Origin of the sequence: Leeuwenhoekiella aestuarii, assembly GCF_004104055.1 — a bacterium.
GTDB classification, from domain to species: domain Bacteria; phylum Bacteroidota; class Bacteroidia; order Flavobacteriales; family Flavobacteriaceae; genus Leeuwenhoekiella; species Leeuwenhoekiella aestuarii.
The window spans coordinates 298,417-318,168 of record NZ_QOVJ01000003.1 but is presented as its reverse complement, the minus strand read 5'-3'; the positions used below and the strand labels follow the sequence as shown (position 1 = coordinate 318,168).

Below are 19,752 nucleotides of genomic sequence, written 5' to 3'. Positions count from 1 at the left end.
TGCCTAACGGCGAAAAATTTAATCTTAAAAATTGAAACCAAATCCAAATGAAACGCGGTAGCCTTCACTAGATTTAAAAAGGTTGAATGTACCACTCAACGCATCTGCACTATTTACCCAAAAACCTATACCATATGAGTCGTGCCATTTCTCTGAATTGTTATCAAAATCTGACCAAACTCTACCTAAATCATAACCTCCAAAAACTCCTATCTGCAGCGGTAAAAATCCTGTTTTAAATGTGTTGAAAGCATATCTTAAATCTCCTGAAGTTGCAAAAGCTCGTTCACCTGTAAAACGGTCAAAACGATAACCGCGTAATCCATTATTTTGCCCCAACGTTGCCGCCTGATAAAATTCAGTATTATCTCCAAATCTAAACTGACTACTCGCAGAAGTCTTAAGCACCAGCTTTCTATTTGCGCTTATCGCGTTATAAAAACCAATGCTTGGATTTAAGTACAAAAACCGTTTCCCTGTTTCGCTAAGACTATTTGTAAACCCACCGTTAAGTATAAAATCCATCCCTCGTGTGGGAGCTAACGAATTATCTTTACTGTGATATTCATAAGTGGCATCTAAAGTTGCAAAATACTTACGCTTGTCCTGCTCTATGATATCTACGATGTCAATATATCTAAAGTTGTTATCTGCCACCTTAATCCCTTCAAAATTTGCCTTCACTGAAAACGTACTACCATAATCAGAATTACGTAAAAGCCCTACAGAAGCTTCCATACGGCTCAAACGAACCCGGTTGAAATTCATTCCAAACTCTTCATCATTATTGGTTGACTCGTTCCCGTAGCCAAAAAAGTTTCTGGCATAATTAGGTGTAGTATATCTACCCGCTAAAACTAAATTCCAATCATTCATAATACCCGCAAACTCTCCTTTATACGAAAAGTCAAGACCACTTGTTGCAAAATAATACAGCACACTAAAGCGATGCTGCTGCGAAAAAGGGTTCTGTTTAAAACCTTGTACAGTGTATACATCAGAAAGTCCCAGACTTATACCATTGTCTGGGTTATAACCAAATGCTGGAGTTAAAACATTAGAGCGTAAGAATTGTTTCTGATAATCATAGGTATTGTAATCATATACATCTGTGAGCCTAAAATTCGCCTTTCCCTTTTCTTCAATAGTATTGGGTAAACTCTCGTGATCGTAAATTTTAACCTTTCTTCCACTTTTAATACGATAGATATCATTATTCTGCCCACCGATTATTCGGGTAAAAATTGGGTTGTTTCCTTCTCCTTTTACCTCAAAAACATCATCGTCATCAAGACCATAAATCCAAATCTGTTTAGTTTCATCAGAAAAATAAGTGCGATCATGTATTAAATCTGCCTTCTCTCCATCTTTTATTCGCCAGGCTTTTATAGTAGTCTGATTGTTTCCACGAGTTATCTCAAAATAATCATCTTTATCTGTACCTACAACCATTTGTAGTTGTACCAGATAATCATAAAATGACTCTGCTATATTGACTAAGTTATCACGCCGCCCTTTTAAATTCTCTTTTATATCCTGTATAGATTGACCATTACTAACCTCGGGTGGAAGATCTGTGAAAGCTTCTTCTATAACATCATCTGTAACATGCTCTTTTATGTACTCTGCCTGAGCTAACCAGACTTCTTTTCCCGACTGCTGTGCCAAAGCACGATCAAGCTTGATACCTGCATTATTAAACCATTTCATATCATCCAGATTCTTATCATAAACCTGAAACTGTTTTGCCATGCCAAATAAAGTACGGGCAACATCTAGAATAGCTCCATCAAAATTGGTAAATACCTGATCACGATCTCTAGGAATGGGTACAAATACATCTTTACCATCTGTAGTTTTAAATTCCGCCCAACGCCACTGGTCGTTATGTCTATCCCAATCTCCTATAAGCATATCAAACATACGGGCACGTATATAAGTAGGCTCGTCTACCACATTAGACTCATCACTGCGCAATTTGCTTAGAATATCATCTGTACTCTCTATATCATCAGGATAATTAAAAGTCTCCCCACTGTACTCTTTAACCGGTCGCTCAACGATCATATAAAGTTGATCGCCATAATCTTCATTATACAGACCTAAAGCAGGTTGTTTTGGCACATAATATAATCTAGGTGTTGTATGTAAAACCTGTGCAGCATTGCTCAAACGCGGAACTGCAAAAGCTCCGTATGGATGTGCAGATGTATAAAAATCCTGAATCAGAGATTCTGGTAATGTATTTTTTAAATCCTCTTCTGCATCAGCATTTTCTTTTAAAATAACTTTTTGTAAAAACTGAACCGCACTTTTACGTAGCGCTCTCATATTGTATTCTCTACCGGTGTTATCTTTAAGCCGAAGAGAAACGGTCTGATGCCCCCCACCTGGTCGCACAACTTCAAGACCTCCATATAGTGTATCTAGTAGAGCTACAGGAGCTGTCACTTTTTTGCCATAAACTTCGCGGTAATGCTCGCCCCATACTCTTTCAAAAAAGTCTGACCGCTCTGTTTCTTCTATAGAATAAACAGAAGTTTTTACCGTGGCAGGAAAATCTGTAGGTAAATGAGAATAGTCTTCTACCTTATCAGGGCCATATATTTCTTTCTGAAAAAACAATTCAGGTTCTCCGGTTTCTTGATTAGTTCCGTAATAACGAACCCAAGAAGAACCATCTTTAAAAATATCTAACTGAGCAAAGCCTTCATAATCTGAACTAAACAAACCATCATTACCTAAATACGCATAAGATGATTTAGAACCCGACCCCGAAACGATCTGTCTAACCTCATCGTGCTCAATGTACTGCAAGCCATGTTCGTGCCCAGAAGTAAAAATAATTTTATTGTGTCCCTGAGCTAAAACACGCAAACGCTTCATTAACTCATTGTATTTCTCATTAAAACGATCTTGTTTTGAAACTCCTCCCTGTGTTCTAATCTGAGTTACTAAAGAACCTAAGATGGGTACAGGAATTTTCTGTTGAGATGGATATAAATGTTTGTCTAAAGCAAATTTACCACCGTGCACTCCGTTTGTGTACATTGGGTGATGCATAGCTATTACCAGAGTCTTATGCTGATTTTTCTTAATCTCATTTTCAAGCTCAATAAAAAACTTCTCCCGATCTTTAATATTATCACATTTATCATTAATCTCCGGGCTTTTGTCCCAATCTTCTAAATACCATTGTGTATCTAAAAGGATCATATGTACAGACTCATTAATATCATAACTCACTAGTGGGCAACCATCTTTAGGTAGAAAAATATCATCTAAACCGGTTACTTTTTTCAAATATTCTTCTTCTCTATTTAAACCGTGTAAATGATCACTATACCAGTCATGATTTCCGGGAATAAATATGGGCGTTCCTCCATATTTTTCAAAAGTCTCAACCTGCGCATCAAGCCTGTGTTGAGCAAGAGGTCGCTCTTCTGTTCCTTCGGGAGGCATCCCTACCGGATAAATATTATCACCTAAAAAAATAGCAAATGACTCCTCATTTGCTTTATCTAAAAACTTCTTAAATAATTTAATCCCCTCGGTGCTTTCGCCCATTTCAGAATTACCGGCGTCACCTAGTAAATAAAAAGTACGATCTATTTTTTTTGCTGATGGATAAATCCCTTGTTCAACATCTTCTTTGTATCTGGAAGTATAAGTGGCGCAAGCCGAGAGAAACAAGCAGATTACAAGTGTTAGAAGTATGTTATTTTTTATCATGAAAATAATTTTGGGAATTCTTTTTCGTACTTTCCCTTACTTTAATAACCAAATTTTATGGCTGAAACAGCAGAAAAAACAAAGGGTACTTTTTCAAAAGCAGATCAATTTGTTCTAGAACTTTTTAAGGAAAAACTTCCTAACAGTTATCTATATCACAATTACAATCATACCGTAAGAGTTGTTAAAAGTACTAAAGAAATAGCCGAAAATTCTCAAATTAATGTTAAACAGAAAGATGCTTTAATTCTTGCTGCATGGATGCATGATACGGGTTATACCAAGACTCGAGACGGTCATGAAGAAGCTAGTATTGAGATTGCTAAGGATTATATGGAAAAAGAGAATGTTGACGCCGAAACACAACAACTTGTTGTTGAACTTATCGCATCAACAAAAATGGGTGAAGAACCTCAGAATGAATTAGAGCGCATCTTAAAAGATGCAGATAATTCCCATTTTGCTAAAGAATATTATGCTCAAACTAGCGAGTTTTTAAGACAAGAATTACTCTTAACAGAAACTAAAAAGTTTACTCCAGCAGAATGGCGTGAAGAAAACATTCAGATGTTTACTCATAAGCATAAATTCTATACTGATTATGCTGCCAGAAATTGGAAAAACCAAAAGGATGAGAACCTTATTTCTCTATTGAAAAAAGAAAAGAAAAAGAAGAAAAAATACCGGAAGGAAGAAGTTAAAGCCAAACTTAAGGCCAAATTTAAAGATGAAAGTCCGGATCGCGGGGTACAAACGTTATATCGTACAACTTTAAGAAACCACATCAAATTAAGTGATATTGCAGATACAAAAGCAAACATTTTACTTTCAGTAAATGCTATTATTATTTCACTGGCGTTATCTAATATGATTCCTAAGCTAGATGCACCTAGTAACCGCCATTTATTGATACCAACTCTTGTGTTAGTTATATTTAGTGTAGCTTCAATAATCATGTCTATACTTTCTACGCGTCCTAATGTCACTTCCGGAGAGTTTACAAGAGAGCAAGTGAAGAAAAAACAAGTGAATATTTTATTCTTTGGGAACTTTCACAAAATGAAATACGATCAATATCAGTGGGCTATTAACGAGATCATCTACGATAAAGATTATATCTATGAAGCACTTACTAAAGATTTATACCTTTTAGGTGTTGTTCTGAACAAAAAATACATGCTGCTTAGAAAAACCTACACCGTTTTTATGGTAGGAATAATCATCTCTGTAATAAGTTTTATCATCGCATTCTGGATGATGTAATTATCAGAAATAAAAAAAGCCCTGAAATAATATTTCAAGGCTTTTTTATTAATCTAAGATCTCCATTAAATCTTCATAAGTAATTGTTTCTTCATCATTACTACGCGGTAAGTTTGAAGTATATAAAACATTTACTCGTATAGCTTTAAGTCCTACTACTCCTTGAACATCTTCAAGTTCAAGATATTCAATTTCAGATCCTAAATATTCTTTACGCTGCAAGTAGTTAATATAACGTGTATACTCTTCTGCATCGTTATCCTGAGAATAAATAATGGCGATTTTACCTTTTTGTGTTATACGCTCATCTGTTCCTTTAACAAGAGCTTTATCTATACGCTTTTTGATAATTTCATATCGTGCGTTATATGTACCGTCAACATCAAATTTCTTCTCATCCATTCTATATCTAATAGACAAAGTTGTGCTGAAAACAAGAATCAATGAAGCAGCATCTAATTGCAATTCTGCTCCTTCTTGTTTATGATAGAAGTGATTTTCCATCTCACACATCGTACAAAGCTGCCACAATCTAAGGTTGTATAAATACACTTTATTGAATTTCTCCTTAGGAGTCATAGATGCACCAATATAGATATTGTGATCTACACCATCTGTCTTATAACGTTCAAAATAATGCGGAAAAATTTGCTGCGCTTCTTGTTGTTTTCTATCTAAAAACGTTGCTAGATTTTGATTAATGAGCTGAACCGTATCATCATAATTTTTACGATTTTGATAAATCAAACCAGTATCTTTATTAATAGATTCTTTATAATTATCAATTTCTCTTTTTAGCTCAGGTATTTTGGTATTAAGATGACTCAATAACGGATTTACCTCTTCTTGAAGTAATGCGAAAACCTCGCTTTCGCTATTGGCATTTAATCTTTCTTTTATCTCTTCAGTAAACTCTTGAATTCTAAACTTTACCTGCTCATAAATAGGTATTGGATTAGATTCTAATGCCAGATCGAGAATACCGTGAACCATCTCTAACTGAATCAAAATATCCTGTTGAATGGCTTTATTACGCTCATCTGAAGAACCAACAATATCTATCTGCCCATAAAGTGGATAAACATCTTCAAAGGCTATATCCTTAAATGCAGCAAATTTACCCGCATTTTGATTATTGATAAATCGCTTAGCTTCCTCTTCAAAAATCCATAATACACTAGGGTGAATACTTGTACATTCATTTTGAATAACTGCCTTTATCCTATTCTCTTCTTCAAACTTTTTTCGTTCTACAGTTGAGATAATATAGGGTAACACATCGTCTAATTTTGTTGCATTAAGACTATGTAAAGAGTTTCTTTTAGAAGATGCCAATTCTAGAACGGCAAGTAATTCATTACCCAATGTTATTGGAGCAAGCATACAGCTTTTAATATTCTGTTTTAATAAATTTTGAGCTAGTACTTCATTTTCATTCTTTCTAGCATAATCTTCCACATCGGGTATTACAAAATATTTTTTATCGTGTATCAACGTATTATAAGAGCCGTCGCACATACTTTGACGACAATCAGAGCGAGTTTTCTCATTAAGAATAAAGCTTGTTGCATCACCGTCACTCATTCTCGTAAATAGATCTTCATCCTTATCAAATTCTGTAAACCCAACACGCAAATCAGGAATATTAAAAATTGAACTGAATATATTCTGAAACTGTTTTGCAGTATTTCCCTGCTTTAAATTTTTTTTAGAAAGTAATGTACTTTTTAAGTCTGATATAGAATCGTCAACCGTAACGTCTGTAAGGTTTAAAATAGTAATACCCTTAAGAATCCAGCTTTGAGGCGGAAAATATTCTTTCCACATAGACACATTGTCTCCATTTTCTATCAACTTGTCTACGATTTCCGGAGTGATTTCAATAGAAATATCTGTAGGTTCACAGAATGTAAAATCTGCATTCATAGACGCTCTGTAAGTACGTATAACTCCATTTTTATCAGGAATCTCGTAAAACATAGGTCTTTTAAAATCTATATCGTAGTTATAATAACTATTCAAAATAACCACACATCCTATGATGTAGTAATAATTAGGATCCAGATTTCTAATAGCTAAATCAAAATCTTCTCCTGCATCCTCAATAATTGAAGCAAATCTTCGGGTAGGATTGAATATCTTATTCTTAAAAGGAATTGTAGCTGCTTTAATTTCATTTTTAGTTAAGGCAGCGGGAAAGAGATTATCAAGTAGCGTACTTAGAGTTTCTTGGAGTTCATCAATCTTCTCAGAGTCTTCAATACCATCTATAAGTTCAGGAAAAGATTCTGCATATTCCAGAATAGATTTTAAATAATTCTTAGTCACCTCATTTTTAGATTGGTGCATACGCTTTTTAAGCATCTCTAAAACTTTAGCGAAACTCAACTGTATCTGTAGTGGAAATTCATTTAAATCTTCCATATCCTTAATCTTTACATTCAAAATACTAAAATAGTTCTGAACCCGTTACTACAGGTTTGTCTTTAACATAGGTTTAAACTTACATTATATTCTGTCAAATATTGAGCCCACTTGATATAGCTAACATAACTTCTAAGAAAACTTAAAATCACGTATATTGCAGCACAACTAAATCTAGATAAGAATGAATAAATTTTGTTTACTAATTGCGGCAGCAATTTTACTTATATCCTGCGGCTCTGATGCCGGTTTTAAGATTAACGGTACCACACCAGATATTAATAACGGAACCAATGTTTTCTTACAGAGAATTGATGCAAATAATCAATTACAAAACATAGATACGACTGTTATTAAGGAAGGAAAATTCAGCTTTAATCCTGAACCCGTTAGTGCTCCAGAAATGATGGTTTTAACTTTTGAAAGCGCTCGTGGAAACGTAATACTTATCGCCGAAAACGAAGAGATTACCGTAAAAGCGTATAAAGATAGCTTATATACTTCTGAAGTTAACGGTGGTGCAGAAAATGACTTTTTTAAACTCTATTATGATGATGTGGTTGCATCTAATAAAGAAAAGCAAAAATTACAACAAGAAGGGATGGCTGCAATGCAAAGCGGCGATACGTCAAAAGTAACTATCATACGTAACGAATTTGACGCCATTAATGATGCAGATACACGCAGAAGAATTCAATTGATTGAAGAGCATCCCAGTGAATTTGTTAGTGTTATCATTTTATCTGATTTAGTAGGTACACAGGCTATTGAAGCGGATAAAGCTGAAGAATTATTTGAAAGTCTTGATGATAATCTAAAAGAAATTGATAAAGGTGTTAAACTTAATGAAATGATCGCTAAGCTAAAGTCTCAAGAAGCTGCGGCTTCCCAAGCAGAAATAGGTAATAAAGCTCCTTCTTTTACCGCTCCTACACCAGATGGATCAGAATTGGCTTTAGCTGATGCAATGGGTTCTAAGTATACAATTATAGATTTCTGGGCAAGCTGGTGCAAGCCTTGTCGTCAAGAAAATCCAAACGTGGTTGCTGTTTACAAAACCTATCACGACAAAGGTTTAAATATCATTAGCGTTTCTTTAGATCGTGCAAATGACAAAAATAAATGGCTTACTGCCATAGAAAATGATAAAATGGACTGGTATCATGTTTCAAACCTTATGGAATGGCAAGATCCTGTAGCTCGCAAATATGGGATAACTGCAATCCCAGCAACATATCTCATTGATGCAAACGGTACTATTATAGATAAAAATTTACGTGGAGAAGCTCTTGTTTCTAAAATGCGAGAACTTTTAGGCGAAGGATAATTTTCTAAAAGACCTTAAAAAAGCAAAAGCCCTGAACTCAATATTCAGGGCTTTTGCTTTATAGGAGAAAAAAACTTATTATTTCTTCAGTTCAAAAGCCTGAACCTTAGCATTATTATTACCTACTAGTATAATTTCTTTTCCCTGAACTTGAAGTGGTACAATACGCTTTACATCGCCATTTGCAAAGAAACCAGAATCTTTAGACGTTTGCACCTTAAAAGCTCCTGTTCCATCTCCTAAAAGTAAAACACCGGTACCGCTATCTGCACGTGGTGTTTCGATCTCTGAAACAAATAAGTTACCAGCAAGCAAGGCATCCAGATTTCCGTCTTTATTAAAATCTTGAACGATTATATCATTTATAGGCGCAAGCTGCACTTCTGTGGGAAGTTTATGAACCTTAAAATTATCTCCCGTATTTTCTAAATAGATAGTATTAAAAGTATCTGCTGTATAGTGCAAAGATCTTTCAAGATCTTTTTTCCCATAGACCTCATCGATTTCTAAAGAGGCAAAAATATTATATTGCTTAATCTCTTTTTTTAAACTTGGAATTTGCTCTGAAGAACATGAAAATCCACGTAAGGGGAAATGACCATCGCCATTGTAATAACCTAAGACAATATCGCCTTTTCCGTTATTATCAAAATCATCGTAATAAATATCAAAAGGTTTTTCTAATGTGGTCTGATACTTATAATTAGCACCCAAGTTACCAATAATAAAATCCTCGTCGCCATCATTATCAAAATCTCCCTTTTCTATACTAAACCACCAACCCGAAGTTTCTGCCAAAGCAACTATTTCTTTCTTGGTAAGACGACCATCTTCATTCTCAAAATAGGTAATTGTCATCCACTCACCTACGACCAGTAAATCCAGGTCTCCATCTGCATCAACGTCAGACCAGACTGCATCGGTAACCAAGCCTAAATTTTTAAATTGTGGAGCTAATTCTTCAGTAAGGTTAGTGAGTTTTCCATTTTCATTAACCAGTAACTGGCTGGTTGCCGGTAGCGGATATTCGTGTGGTGTTATTCTTCCACCAATAAAAAAATCAATGTCTCCATCTCCTTCATAATCAGCTGCGATAACTTTAGAACCACTTTCAGTTAGTGCGTTTTCAATCTCTTTTTTGATGAAAGATCCTTTGGTATCATTCTCATAATAGCGATCCATATAAAAGTCTGAACCCTTAGCTTCTTCATTTCCTCCACTTACAACAACTAAATCTTGAAAACCATCCCTATTTACATCAGCAAATACTGCATCGAGATCCTCTTGAGAAGCATCATTTTTAAAAACTCCTGCCATTAATTTTTTAAAGCTTCCATTTGTTTGCTGAATATAAATAGAACCGGAAAAACCGGCAGCACCGCCTATATAAATATCTTCTAACCCATCATTATTAATATCACCTTTTGCCATCGCAGGACCAAATTGTGACAATTTATGTGGAAGCAATACCTGCTCTTCAAAATCATCATAATCATTTTCAGGTGTTTTTAATTTTATAGGAAATTCTGAAGTTATATCCTCAAAATAATCATTTGTTGACCCGAAACTGTAAATAGAATTTCCGTCCTGCGCGTTTTCGTCAGAAACACTCAGCTGTTGATTTGCCTCAACATTTTTTAAACGCACTTGCTTCCCGTTAGGCCAAGAAACTATAACACTATCAACGCTAGTTGAAGCACCAAGACCAAAATGTGCTACCTGTTCACTGGTAGAATAGATACCCCGAACGTTTGTCAACTCTTGCATTTGGGTATCACCGTTAACATAGACCGAAACACGCGCCCCCAAAACAGCTAAATTATTTTTACCAAGCGGTTTAATTCTCAAATAATTGCTAGATGCTTGATGATCTGAATTGTTGCGATAAATGAATGCTTCTGCATTTATGTTATTAACCACGATGTCAAGATCGCCGTCGTTATCTAAATCAACATAAGATGCACCATTAGAAAAAGATGCCTGATCCAGTCCCCATTCTTGTTGAACCTCAATAAAATCAAGATTACCAGTATTTTTAAAAGCGAAGTTTTTTAAAGGTTGAGACGGAATTAATTCAACCACCTTATCTACATCTAGAATATCAAAAATAGTTTTGATTCCGCCACCATCAGGATGCTTGAGAACCCAATCATGAGTAAGCTTGTTAATGTAAGCTGCAACCTCTTTATCTGCATCTGTATTTCTTATGTCTCGCAAAAGACCATTGGTAACATAAGTGTCTTTTAATCCATCGTTATCAAAATCTGCAATTAGATTTGCCCAGCTCCAATCAGTAGCTGCCATACCGGTATACTGACCTATATCGCTAAAGCTTCCGTTACCGTTGTTAAGTTGTAATGTGTTATACATATATTGATAATAACCGCCGTCACTCACAACTTTCCAAAACGATTTTGGGTTCATTCCGCTCATATTAGATTTTAGACGATAATTGTCTTTAGCAACCATATCTACCACAAATACATCAAGAAGGTTGTCATTGTTCAAATCTGCAGCATCCACGCCCATACTGTAATATGGGATGTGTTGTAAAGCTTCTTCAGTTTTATATGAAAATGTTCCGTCTTGATTATTAATGAAAAGAAAATCTGGAGCCGCAAAATCATTCGCGACATATAAATCTGTCCAACCATCGTTGTCAAAATCACTTGCTGAAACTGCATTAGGAAATCCTGTGATTGAAACTCCGGCTTGTTCTGAAGTTTCGGTAAATGAAGTTCCACTATTGTTTTTAAAGAGTTTTAAATGATATTCTTCTTTTCTCAACTCTGTCCCAGAGAAAATTGAATAACTACCAGGGTTTGGTGGTTGCGTGAGTAACAAAAGATCAAGAAAACCATCTTTATCATAATCAAAAAAAGTTGCGTGACGCGTGCGTTCATCATCAGCTACACCATATTCCGCTCCACGTTCTGTAAACGTATTATCCTGATTATTTATGTATAATAAATTCTTACGCAATTCTGGCTTGTCATCATAAAGCTCTCTGCTCACATAAATATCTTGAAAACCATCGTTATTAACATCTGCAATAGTAACACCTGTAGACCAACCACCGTCAAACTCAATTCCGGCTTCCTTTGTAATTTTTTTAAACTTTAAATCACCTTGATTCAAATAAAGTTCGTTAGCAACTAAGTTCCCTGCAAAGAATAAATCTTGTAGTCCGTCATTATTTATATCAATTACTCCTACTCCTGCTCCACCGTAAAAATTAGCGTAAATCAGGATATTTTCAGTCTGAGAATCTTCTAAAGTATTCACGAAATCGACTTCGGTCTCAGATGCAGGTAATAAATCAAAAAGTTTTGTTGCTTGTGCATTTGCTGTAATAGAAATAAGCGAAGAAACAGAAAAAATCCACAGTGCAATTAAAGAGAATCTCTTTATCATAATTAATCTATTAATTAAGAAACTAATTTATAAAAAAAGGAGGGCTATTGCCCTCCTTTAATTTTTATACTATAAATCTTAGAAGACAACTGATATTAGTTGTTATCCCACCATACATTAGATGTCCATACATCTCCTCCCATTGCTGAAGCAGCAGCAGAATAGTTTTCAGGATTGTAGGTAGACTCATCTGCAGGATAAATTTGTCGCACAGGTATCGTACCGTTAGAAAAGTTTCCAGTATAATTTACAGGAGTTAATTCTGGATATGCAGATCTTCTCCAGTTTGACCAAGCTTCCGTAAAGTTACCAAGTAAACCGGTAGTCGCCCAGTATTGAATGTTGATCATTTTTAATGAAGCTTCTGTAGAAGAAACATCTAAAGGATTAGCAGCCACATATGCCGTAATATCTGCAGTAGCGATCTGCGAACCTCCATATTTATTGATCGCAGTCATTGCTCCACTTAATCCGTTAGCATAATACTCAGCAGCTGTGCCACCTACATTATAACCTCTTACAGCAGCTTCAGCAAGTAATAACTGAGTTTCTGCATATGTCAATACAAATACAGGAGCCTCAAGATTACGATACATAGAAGTTGGTCGAGAATATGCTCCAATTGGTGCATCAGAATCATCTTCACCGTTTGCGTCAGTAGGGCCTGGATAGTCTGGTGCATTAGAAATATCTGTAGCTCCTCCGTTAAGGTCATAACCGTTAGGCATTCCTAATTGAATTGTAGGGTCTGAATCTCCACTTAAACTTGCATCTTGATTAGCAGCTAAACCAGCTTCAGGAACTTCAGCAATTACACTCAAACGAGGATCATCTGTTGAGTTTAAGTAATCGATCATTACATCAGACCAGCGTACTTCATAGTAATCTGAAGCTGTTGCCAAAGCGGCACTATTACTGTTGTGGAAACCTGTTGAGTTATCGGTTAAAAGAATCGCTTCATCAGCGGTAGAAGCAAACACACCACCTGCGGAGGCAGTTTCAACATAAGATTGTGCAAGAGATTCGTCTACATTTACTAAACGCATAGCCATTTTAAGCATCAAAGAATATCCAAATTTTTTCCATTTGCTAATATCCCCATCATAAAAAATATCATTAGTAGGACTATCTGCAGAAGTATCTAGTGCGCTAATTGCGGTATTCAACTCTTCTAATAATTGAGGATATAATTCTTCTTGCTTATCATAAGAAGGTCTTGATATACCATCTTCTAATTGCAATGCTTCGTTGTAAGGCACATCACCATACACATCAGACATAAAAGCAATAGACTGAATTTTAACAATATCTGCAATATTTGCAAGGTTAGGATATCCTTTATCTATTGCGAGCTTTTTCATCTGATACATCTCTGAAGCAACACGATAGTTATCAGACCATATGCTTGCAGCGTATCCCGGTGTACTACCAGAAGGCACATACTTATCTGCATTGGTATAATAGTTTGCAATAGTTGATGTAGAAGCCATTAACTGCACCCACATAGATTGAAACAGAATAGGACCTCTATATCCCGTTGTACTGTTTGCATATTTATATAGTGCGTCTGGTAATATAAGATTAGGATCAAAAATTTCACCTGAAGCTTTATCGGGATCTGTATTAATTTCCGTGAAGTCGCTATCACAAGATGCTAATCCCAGAACTACAACAGCTGTTATAAGTTTTATATATTTTTTCATTTTACTTTATTTTGAAATTTACGTTAAGACCAAGAGATCGTGATGATGGTAAACTACCTCCTTCAATACCTAAGAAGTTTACTGTTGAACCAAAACTACTTTCAGGATCTATGTTTTCTGCTTTACGCCATAAGATCGCAAGGTTACGAGCTACAAGAGAAACTCTAATTCCTTCAAAGAATTTTACATTGTCAAACATTTCAGAAGGGAAAGAATACCCTAAAGTAACTTGACGCAACTTGATAAAATCACCATCAACTACACTCTTACTATTAATTCGCTGAATTTCATTTTGATAATATGTCTGAGCATCTACAGTTACTCCATCATTGGTTAGACCGTTCTCACGACCAACTAAAGTAGCTTTACTTAAACCGTTAAAACGAGCATAGTATTCTGTTGCTGATAGTACTTTATTACCATAGTTAAAATCAACTAAGAAAGCCAGATTGAAGTTTTTGTAAGAAAAATCGTTATTAAAACCACCATAAAATTTAGGTAGCACCTGACCAAATGACTTTAACTCACCGCGTACCGGTAAACCTTCAGAATCGTATTGAATACTTCCGTCATCATTATAAGCATAATCATAAGCTCTAATCTGAGGACCAGCTTCTCCTACAACCATAGCTGTTGTTGCCGCTCCTACAACTGCTCGGTTTGTACCTAGAGTTAATGGATTATTATCTGTATCTGTTTGAAGTACTTCATTTTTCAAATAGGTAAAGTTAAAAGAAGAATTCCAAGAGAAATTCTCTGTAGTTACAGGAGAACCGGTTAATAAAACCTCTAAGCCTTTGTTTTGAAGTGAACCAGTTGCTACAACACCTTTATTAAAACCAGATGCCGCGCTATAATTTGCGTTATATATCTCATCATGCGAAGTTTTAACAAAATACGCTAAATCCAAACCTAGCTTATTATTAAACATTTTCAAGTTAAGTCCAACTTCAAATTCATCAAGGGTAAAAGGCTTTAGTGCTAGATTAGGTAGATCGCTAGGGCTAGAACCCGTAGCAACTCCATTTATAGAATTACCAGCAGTGTAGTAAAAACTTGTTCCATATGCTGCCCCAGGTTCTCCACTGGTAACTGCATATGACGCTCTTAACTTACCAAAGCTTAAAGCATCTATATTGAGAAAATCATCAAAAATAAAAGATGTTGTAACCGAAGGAGTAAAGATACTGTTATTATTCTCAGGTAGAGTTGAATAAACATCATACCGACCAGTAGTAGTAACAGTTAAGAAATTTTTATAACTAAAATCAAAAGAATAATATCCTGACTGAACCTCTTTTTCTTCATAGTCGTATGACCTACCAATATTTACCACATTTAAAGGAGAATATAAATATGGGAAGATAAACGGACCACCACTTACTCCTACAGTCTGATACTTGTTTCTTCTCAAAGTAGCACCGGCTAGAGCATCAACTTCAAAGTCTTCTGTAATACTAAAGTTAGTTCCAAAAATACCATCAATATTTAGTTCTGATCGGGTAGACTGTCCTTTTCCGCTCAAATTTCCGTTTGAATTTGCTTCTGATAAATAAGCTAACCCATAAGGATCAACACTAAAAAATGTATCATTAGAGGTATCATTACCTAAACGTAATAAAGCATAAGTGTCATCGGTAAAACTATATTTAGAAGATAATATTGAAATAAAACGCTTACGGTTAGGGTCGTTAATGCCTTGATTTGTGATGAAATAAGGATTTGTTGCATATGCATCATCGCTAAAAATGATCTCTTGACCATTCTCATCAAATCCTGGTGCAAATATCGTATGATCTACGTTAGGTGCTAATAAGTAAAAATTTGTTGGGTTTTTAGGACCGTCACTTAAAAAAGGCTGGTTATCATAACGCTCATCAGTATAATTTACTGTTGCTGAAACGTTTAACTTATCTGTGATATTTTGATCAGCTGTAAGGTTTACTGTTATACGGTCAAGACCACTATTTGGAACTATTGACTCTGAATTTAAATTGGATAATGAAAGTCTAAAAGAACCATCACCTACCCCTTTAGAAACTGAAAGTGTATTGGTAAAGGTATTACCTGTATCATAAAAGTCGATATAACTGTTACCGGCTTTGCTATACGAATACGTATTACCATCATAACCTATAACATCACTACCATCTAAACGCGCTCCCCAGGATCTGCGATTAGTTGCTTGCGCAATAGCTGCACTTCCAGGCTTAAGACCATTGATACCTTGACCATAAACAGATTGAAAATCTGTTAAATCTATTGCTTTTTCAACCTGAAAATTTGAATTTAGAGTAATGCTATAATCTCCTTTACTTCCTTTCTTAGTGGTAACCATTATAACCCCGTTAGAAGCTCGTGATCCATAAAGCGCTGAAGCTGATTGACCTTTAAGCACCGTCATAGATTCAATATCATCTGGGTTGAGGTTTCCTATACCGTCACCGCCATCAGAACCACCCCATTCTCCTGCAGAACCACGCTGTGTATTATCCATTGGCACTCCATCAATAACGAACAATGGAGAAGTAGAACCCGTATTAGCACTTGACAAACCTCTTAATAAGATTTTAGCTGTACCACCAGGACCACTGTTGGTTTGTTTTATTGATAAACCTGAAACCTTACCCACTAAACCGTTTGCAACGTTAGTTTCTCGAGCCTGAGTTAGACCATCACCATCTACTTCGGTCACAGAATAGCCCAGTTTACGTTGATCTTTAGTAATACCTAAGGCTGTTACCACAACTTCACCTAGTTGCTGAGCATCCTCTTCCATTTTCATATTGATCATTGTTTGACCACCTACTGTAACGTCTTTAGTTAAAAAACCTAAAGATGAGAATGTAATTACAGGATTAGAAGTGGTTAACTCTAATGTATAATTACCGTCAAAATCTGTAGAAGCACCGTTAGTAGTACCCTTCTCGATGACATTTGCTCCAGGGAGCGGAACACCGGTATTATCTGTTACCGTACCGGTAATGGTCTGTGCCACTAACCCTTGCATAAAGAGCAGTGTAACAAACCCAAGTATATACTTTACCTTCACATTCATGTTGTTAAATTTTGAGTTAATTAATTGTTATGAAAAACTTAATACACCTAAAGGTGTCTATAAATCTGTGTTAAAAAAAACAATTTCGACATGTAACGTTTGTGAACAGGTCAATAGCATCATTTTTAGCATAAAATGCTTTAAAACACCTTAATCAACATTACATATATTTTAGAAGAACACTTAGAAATACCTTATTAAACAAGCCAAATAAAAGGTTTATATAGAATACAACTAATAATTTAAATCAAATGCTGAAAATATCGCAATTAGTATTTAAAGAATGTTCTCTTGTAAAATTCTTAGCACGAAAATCAAAAAAATTGATACACCTACATATAAAGCATAAAAAAGCCTGATTATTAAATAATCAGGCCGTAACTAAAATATATTACTGTTGGATTAAGCTTCAGAAGCTTGCACTCCTGCTGATAATCTTTTATAAGTACCATTTTCTAGACGCTCTCTAATTGAAGAGAATGCATCAAGTGTTTCTTCTACATCTTGTAAAGTGTGAGATGCTGTTGGTATCAAACGTAGCAAAATCAATCCTTTAGGAATTACAGGGTAAACTACAATTGAACAGAAAATACCGTGGTTCTCTCGTAAATCTTTTACCAATGCCATAGCTTCAGGAATGCTACCTTTAAGATAAACAGGAGTAACACAACTCTGCGTAGTTCCTATATCAAAACCACGCTTCTTAAGTCCGTTTTGTAATGCATTTACATTCTTCCAAAGCTTCTCTCGAAGTTCTGGCATAGTACGCAACATGTCTAAACGCTTAAGCGCTCCTACTACTAACTGCATTTGCAAAGATTTCGCAAACATTTGCGAGCGTAAGTTATATTTTAAATAATCTATGATCTCTTGATCTGCAGCTATAAATGCCCCAGTACTCGCCATAGACTTAGCAAATGTAGCAAAGTAAACATCAATTTGATCCTGAACACCTTGCTCTTCACCTGCTCCTGCACCTGTAGCTCCTAATGTACCAAAACCATGTGCATCATCTACAAATAATCTAAAATTATATTTTTCTTTAAGCGCAACAATTTCTTTTAATCGTCCTTGTTCCCCACGCATTCCAAAAACACCTTCGGAAATTAAAAGAATTCCTCCTCCTGTTTGCTCTGCTAATTTAGTTGCACGTTGTAGGTTCTTTTCGATACTTTCAATATCGTTATGCTTATAGGTAAAACGCTTACCCATATGTAAACGCACACCGTCTATAATACACGCATGAGCATCTACATCATAAACAATGATATCGTCTTTGGCAACTAGGGCATCAACAGTAGAAACCATTCCTTGATAACCAAAGTTCAACAGATATGCAGCTTCTTTTTTTACGAAAGCAGCCAGCTCAGTTTGCAGTTGTTCGTGTAGAGAAGTGTGACCACTCATCATACGAGCCCCCATTGGGTATGCAGAACCATATTCAGCAGCTGCCTCAGCATCTACTTTACGTACTTCTTCATTGTTAGCAAGCCCTAAATAATCATTAATACTCCAGGTAATAACATCTTTACCTCGAAATTTCATTCTGTTTGAAATAGGCCCTTCTAATTTAGGGAATACAAAATATCCCTCTGCCTGTGCTGCCCATTTCCCTAAAGGACCTTTGTCCTTATAAATTTTGTCAAATAAGTCTCTCATACATCAATATTCAAACAAAAAGAAACTGTCTTTTTGTTATTCTTTGCTATTTTCTTATCAATTTAGGGTTAATCATTTATAACTAATTTCCTGAAAAATAATATTCAGGATTTACTTAATAAATTCAATTTTATCTACGCCCACTTCATTTTCTGCATCAAAGAAGCCTTGTTCGTTCATCCAGTCATCACTATATATTTTACTCATATAGCTTCTACCATGATCAGGAAACATAATTATAACTTTAGAATTTTCATCAAATTCTCCTGCAGCTGCCATTTGAATAGTTCCTTGTACTGCAGCTCCACTTGTATAACCCACAAATAAACCTTCAGTCTTTGCGATTCTGCGTGCGGTGTGTGCACTTTCTTCATCAGAAACTTTTTCAAAATAATCTATCACATCAAAGTTTGTTGCGGTAGGTATTAAGTTTTTACCCAAACCTTCTATACGATATGGATAAATTTCATTTTTATCAAATTCTTGAGTCTCGTGATATTTTTTAAGAACGCTTCCGTAAGCATCAATTCCTAAAATACGGATATTAGGATTCTTTTCTTTTAGATATTTTGCTGTTCCGGAAATTGTTCCCCCGGTACCACTACACGCTACAAAATGCGTCAGCTTACCTTCGGTTTGTTCCCAAATTTCAGGACCTGATGTCGCATAATGTGCATCAGCATTCAACTGATTAAAATACTGGTTGATATAAACAGAACCTTTGTTTTCGTTATGAATGCGTTTTGCAACTTGATAATATGATCTAGGATCGTCTGCACTTACATTGGCCGGACAAACATAAACTTTTGCCCCCATCGCTCTCAGTGCATCTATCTTATCTTTTGAAGATTTTGAACTAACGGCAAGAATACATTTGTACCCTTTTACAATACTCACCATCGCAATACTAAAACCTGTATTCCCAGAGGTTGTTTCTACAATAGTATCACCAGGCTTTAAGATTCCTTTTCGTTCTGCATCTTCAATAATATAAAGTGCTATACGATCTTTTGAAGAATTACCCGGATTAAACGCTTCAACCTTAGCGAAATAAGACCCTGGAAGATCTTTTGTAATTCTATTGAGTCGTACTAAGGGGGTGTTACCTACCAGCTGAAGGACGTCATTATAAACGTTAAGGTGTTCTTTCATAGAAGAATTATCGTTTCGAG

Annotated in this window: 9 protein-coding genes; 2 read left to right on the top strand and 7 right to left on the bottom strand. The window is 35.5% G+C overall.

Features of this window, described 5'->3' with window-relative positions; all coding sequences use genetic code 11:
- Positions 1 to 24: 24 nt before the first annotated feature.
- Positions 25 to 3,732 carry a metallophosphoesterase gene (locus DSM03_RS10280; protein ID WP_128760431.1) on the bottom strand — a complete coding sequence of 1,236 codons (3,708 nt, stop codon included), beginning with the start codon at positions 3,730 to 3,732 and terminating at the stop codon, positions 25 to 27.
- Positions 3,733 to 3,789: 57 nt separating this feature from the next.
- Here DSM03_RS10280 and DSM03_RS10275 point away from each other — a divergent pair, with 57 nt between their 5' ends.
- A complete protein-coding gene (locus DSM03_RS10275; protein WP_128760430.1) occupies positions 3,790 to 4,995 on the top strand; it encodes a Pycsar system effector family protein in 1,206 nt (401 codons plus the stop codon).
- Positions 4,996 to 5,043: 48 nt separating this feature from the next.
- On the opposite strand, the gene DSM03_RS10270 is transcribed toward DSM03_RS10275, so the two are convergent.
- Positions 5,044 to 7,419 (bottom strand): GAF domain-containing protein, encoded by a 2,376-nt coding sequence (locus tag DSM03_RS10270; protein ID WP_128760429.1) that lies wholly within the window; start codon positions 7,417 to 7,419, stop codon positions 5,044 to 5,046.
- 184 nt (positions 7,420 to 7,603) lie between these two features.
- On the opposite strand from DSM03_RS10270, the gene DSM03_RS10265 reads away from it, so the two are divergent.
- The gene (locus tag DSM03_RS10265) at positions 7,604 to 8,746 is read left to right on the top strand and encodes a TlpA disulfide reductase family protein (protein ID WP_128760428.1); all 1,143 of its coding nucleotides are present in this window, start codon (positions 7,604 to 7,606) and stop codon (positions 8,744 to 8,746) included.
- 78 nt (positions 8,747 to 8,824) lie between these two features.
- Here DSM03_RS10265 and DSM03_RS10260 read toward each other — a convergent pair whose 3' ends face one another.
- The 5 genes from DSM03_RS10260 to capA all read right to left on the bottom strand — a co-directional run bounded on the left by DSM03_RS10260 (position 8,825) and on the right by capA (position 19,732).
- Positions 8,825 to 12,160, bottom strand: a complete 3,336-nt coding sequence (locus DSM03_RS10260; protein WP_128760427.1) for a VCBS repeat-containing protein — start codon at positions 12,158 to 12,160, stop codon at positions 8,825 to 8,827.
- Between the two features lie 95 nt (positions 12,161 to 12,255).
- Positions 12,256 to 13,863: a SusD/RagB family nutrient-binding outer membrane lipoprotein gene (locus DSM03_RS10255; protein WP_128760426.1), complete on the bottom strand. Its 1,608-nt coding sequence runs from the start codon at positions 13,861 to 13,863 to the stop codon at positions 12,256 to 12,258.
- 1 nt (position 13,864) lies between these two features.
- Positions 13,865 to 16,921, bottom strand: coding sequence for a SusC/RagA family TonB-linked outer membrane protein (locus DSM03_RS10250; RefSeq protein WP_128763138.1), 3,057 nt, complete (start codon positions 16,919 to 16,921; stop codon positions 13,865 to 13,867).
- Between the two features lie 402 nt (positions 16,922 to 17,323).
- Entirely contained in the window at positions 17,324 to 18,580 is a 1,257-nt protein-coding gene (gene capB / locus DSM03_RS10245) for a cysteate-C-fatty acyltransferase (protein WP_128760424.1), read from the bottom strand.
- A 111-nt stretch (positions 18,581 to 18,691) separates the two neighbouring features.
- Positions 18,692 to 19,732, bottom strand: a complete 1,041-nt coding sequence (gene capA, locus DSM03_RS10240) for a cysteate synthase (RefSeq protein WP_128760423.1) — start codon at positions 19,730 to 19,732, stop codon at positions 18,692 to 18,694.
- Positions 19,733 to 19,752: the final 20 nt, after the last annotated feature.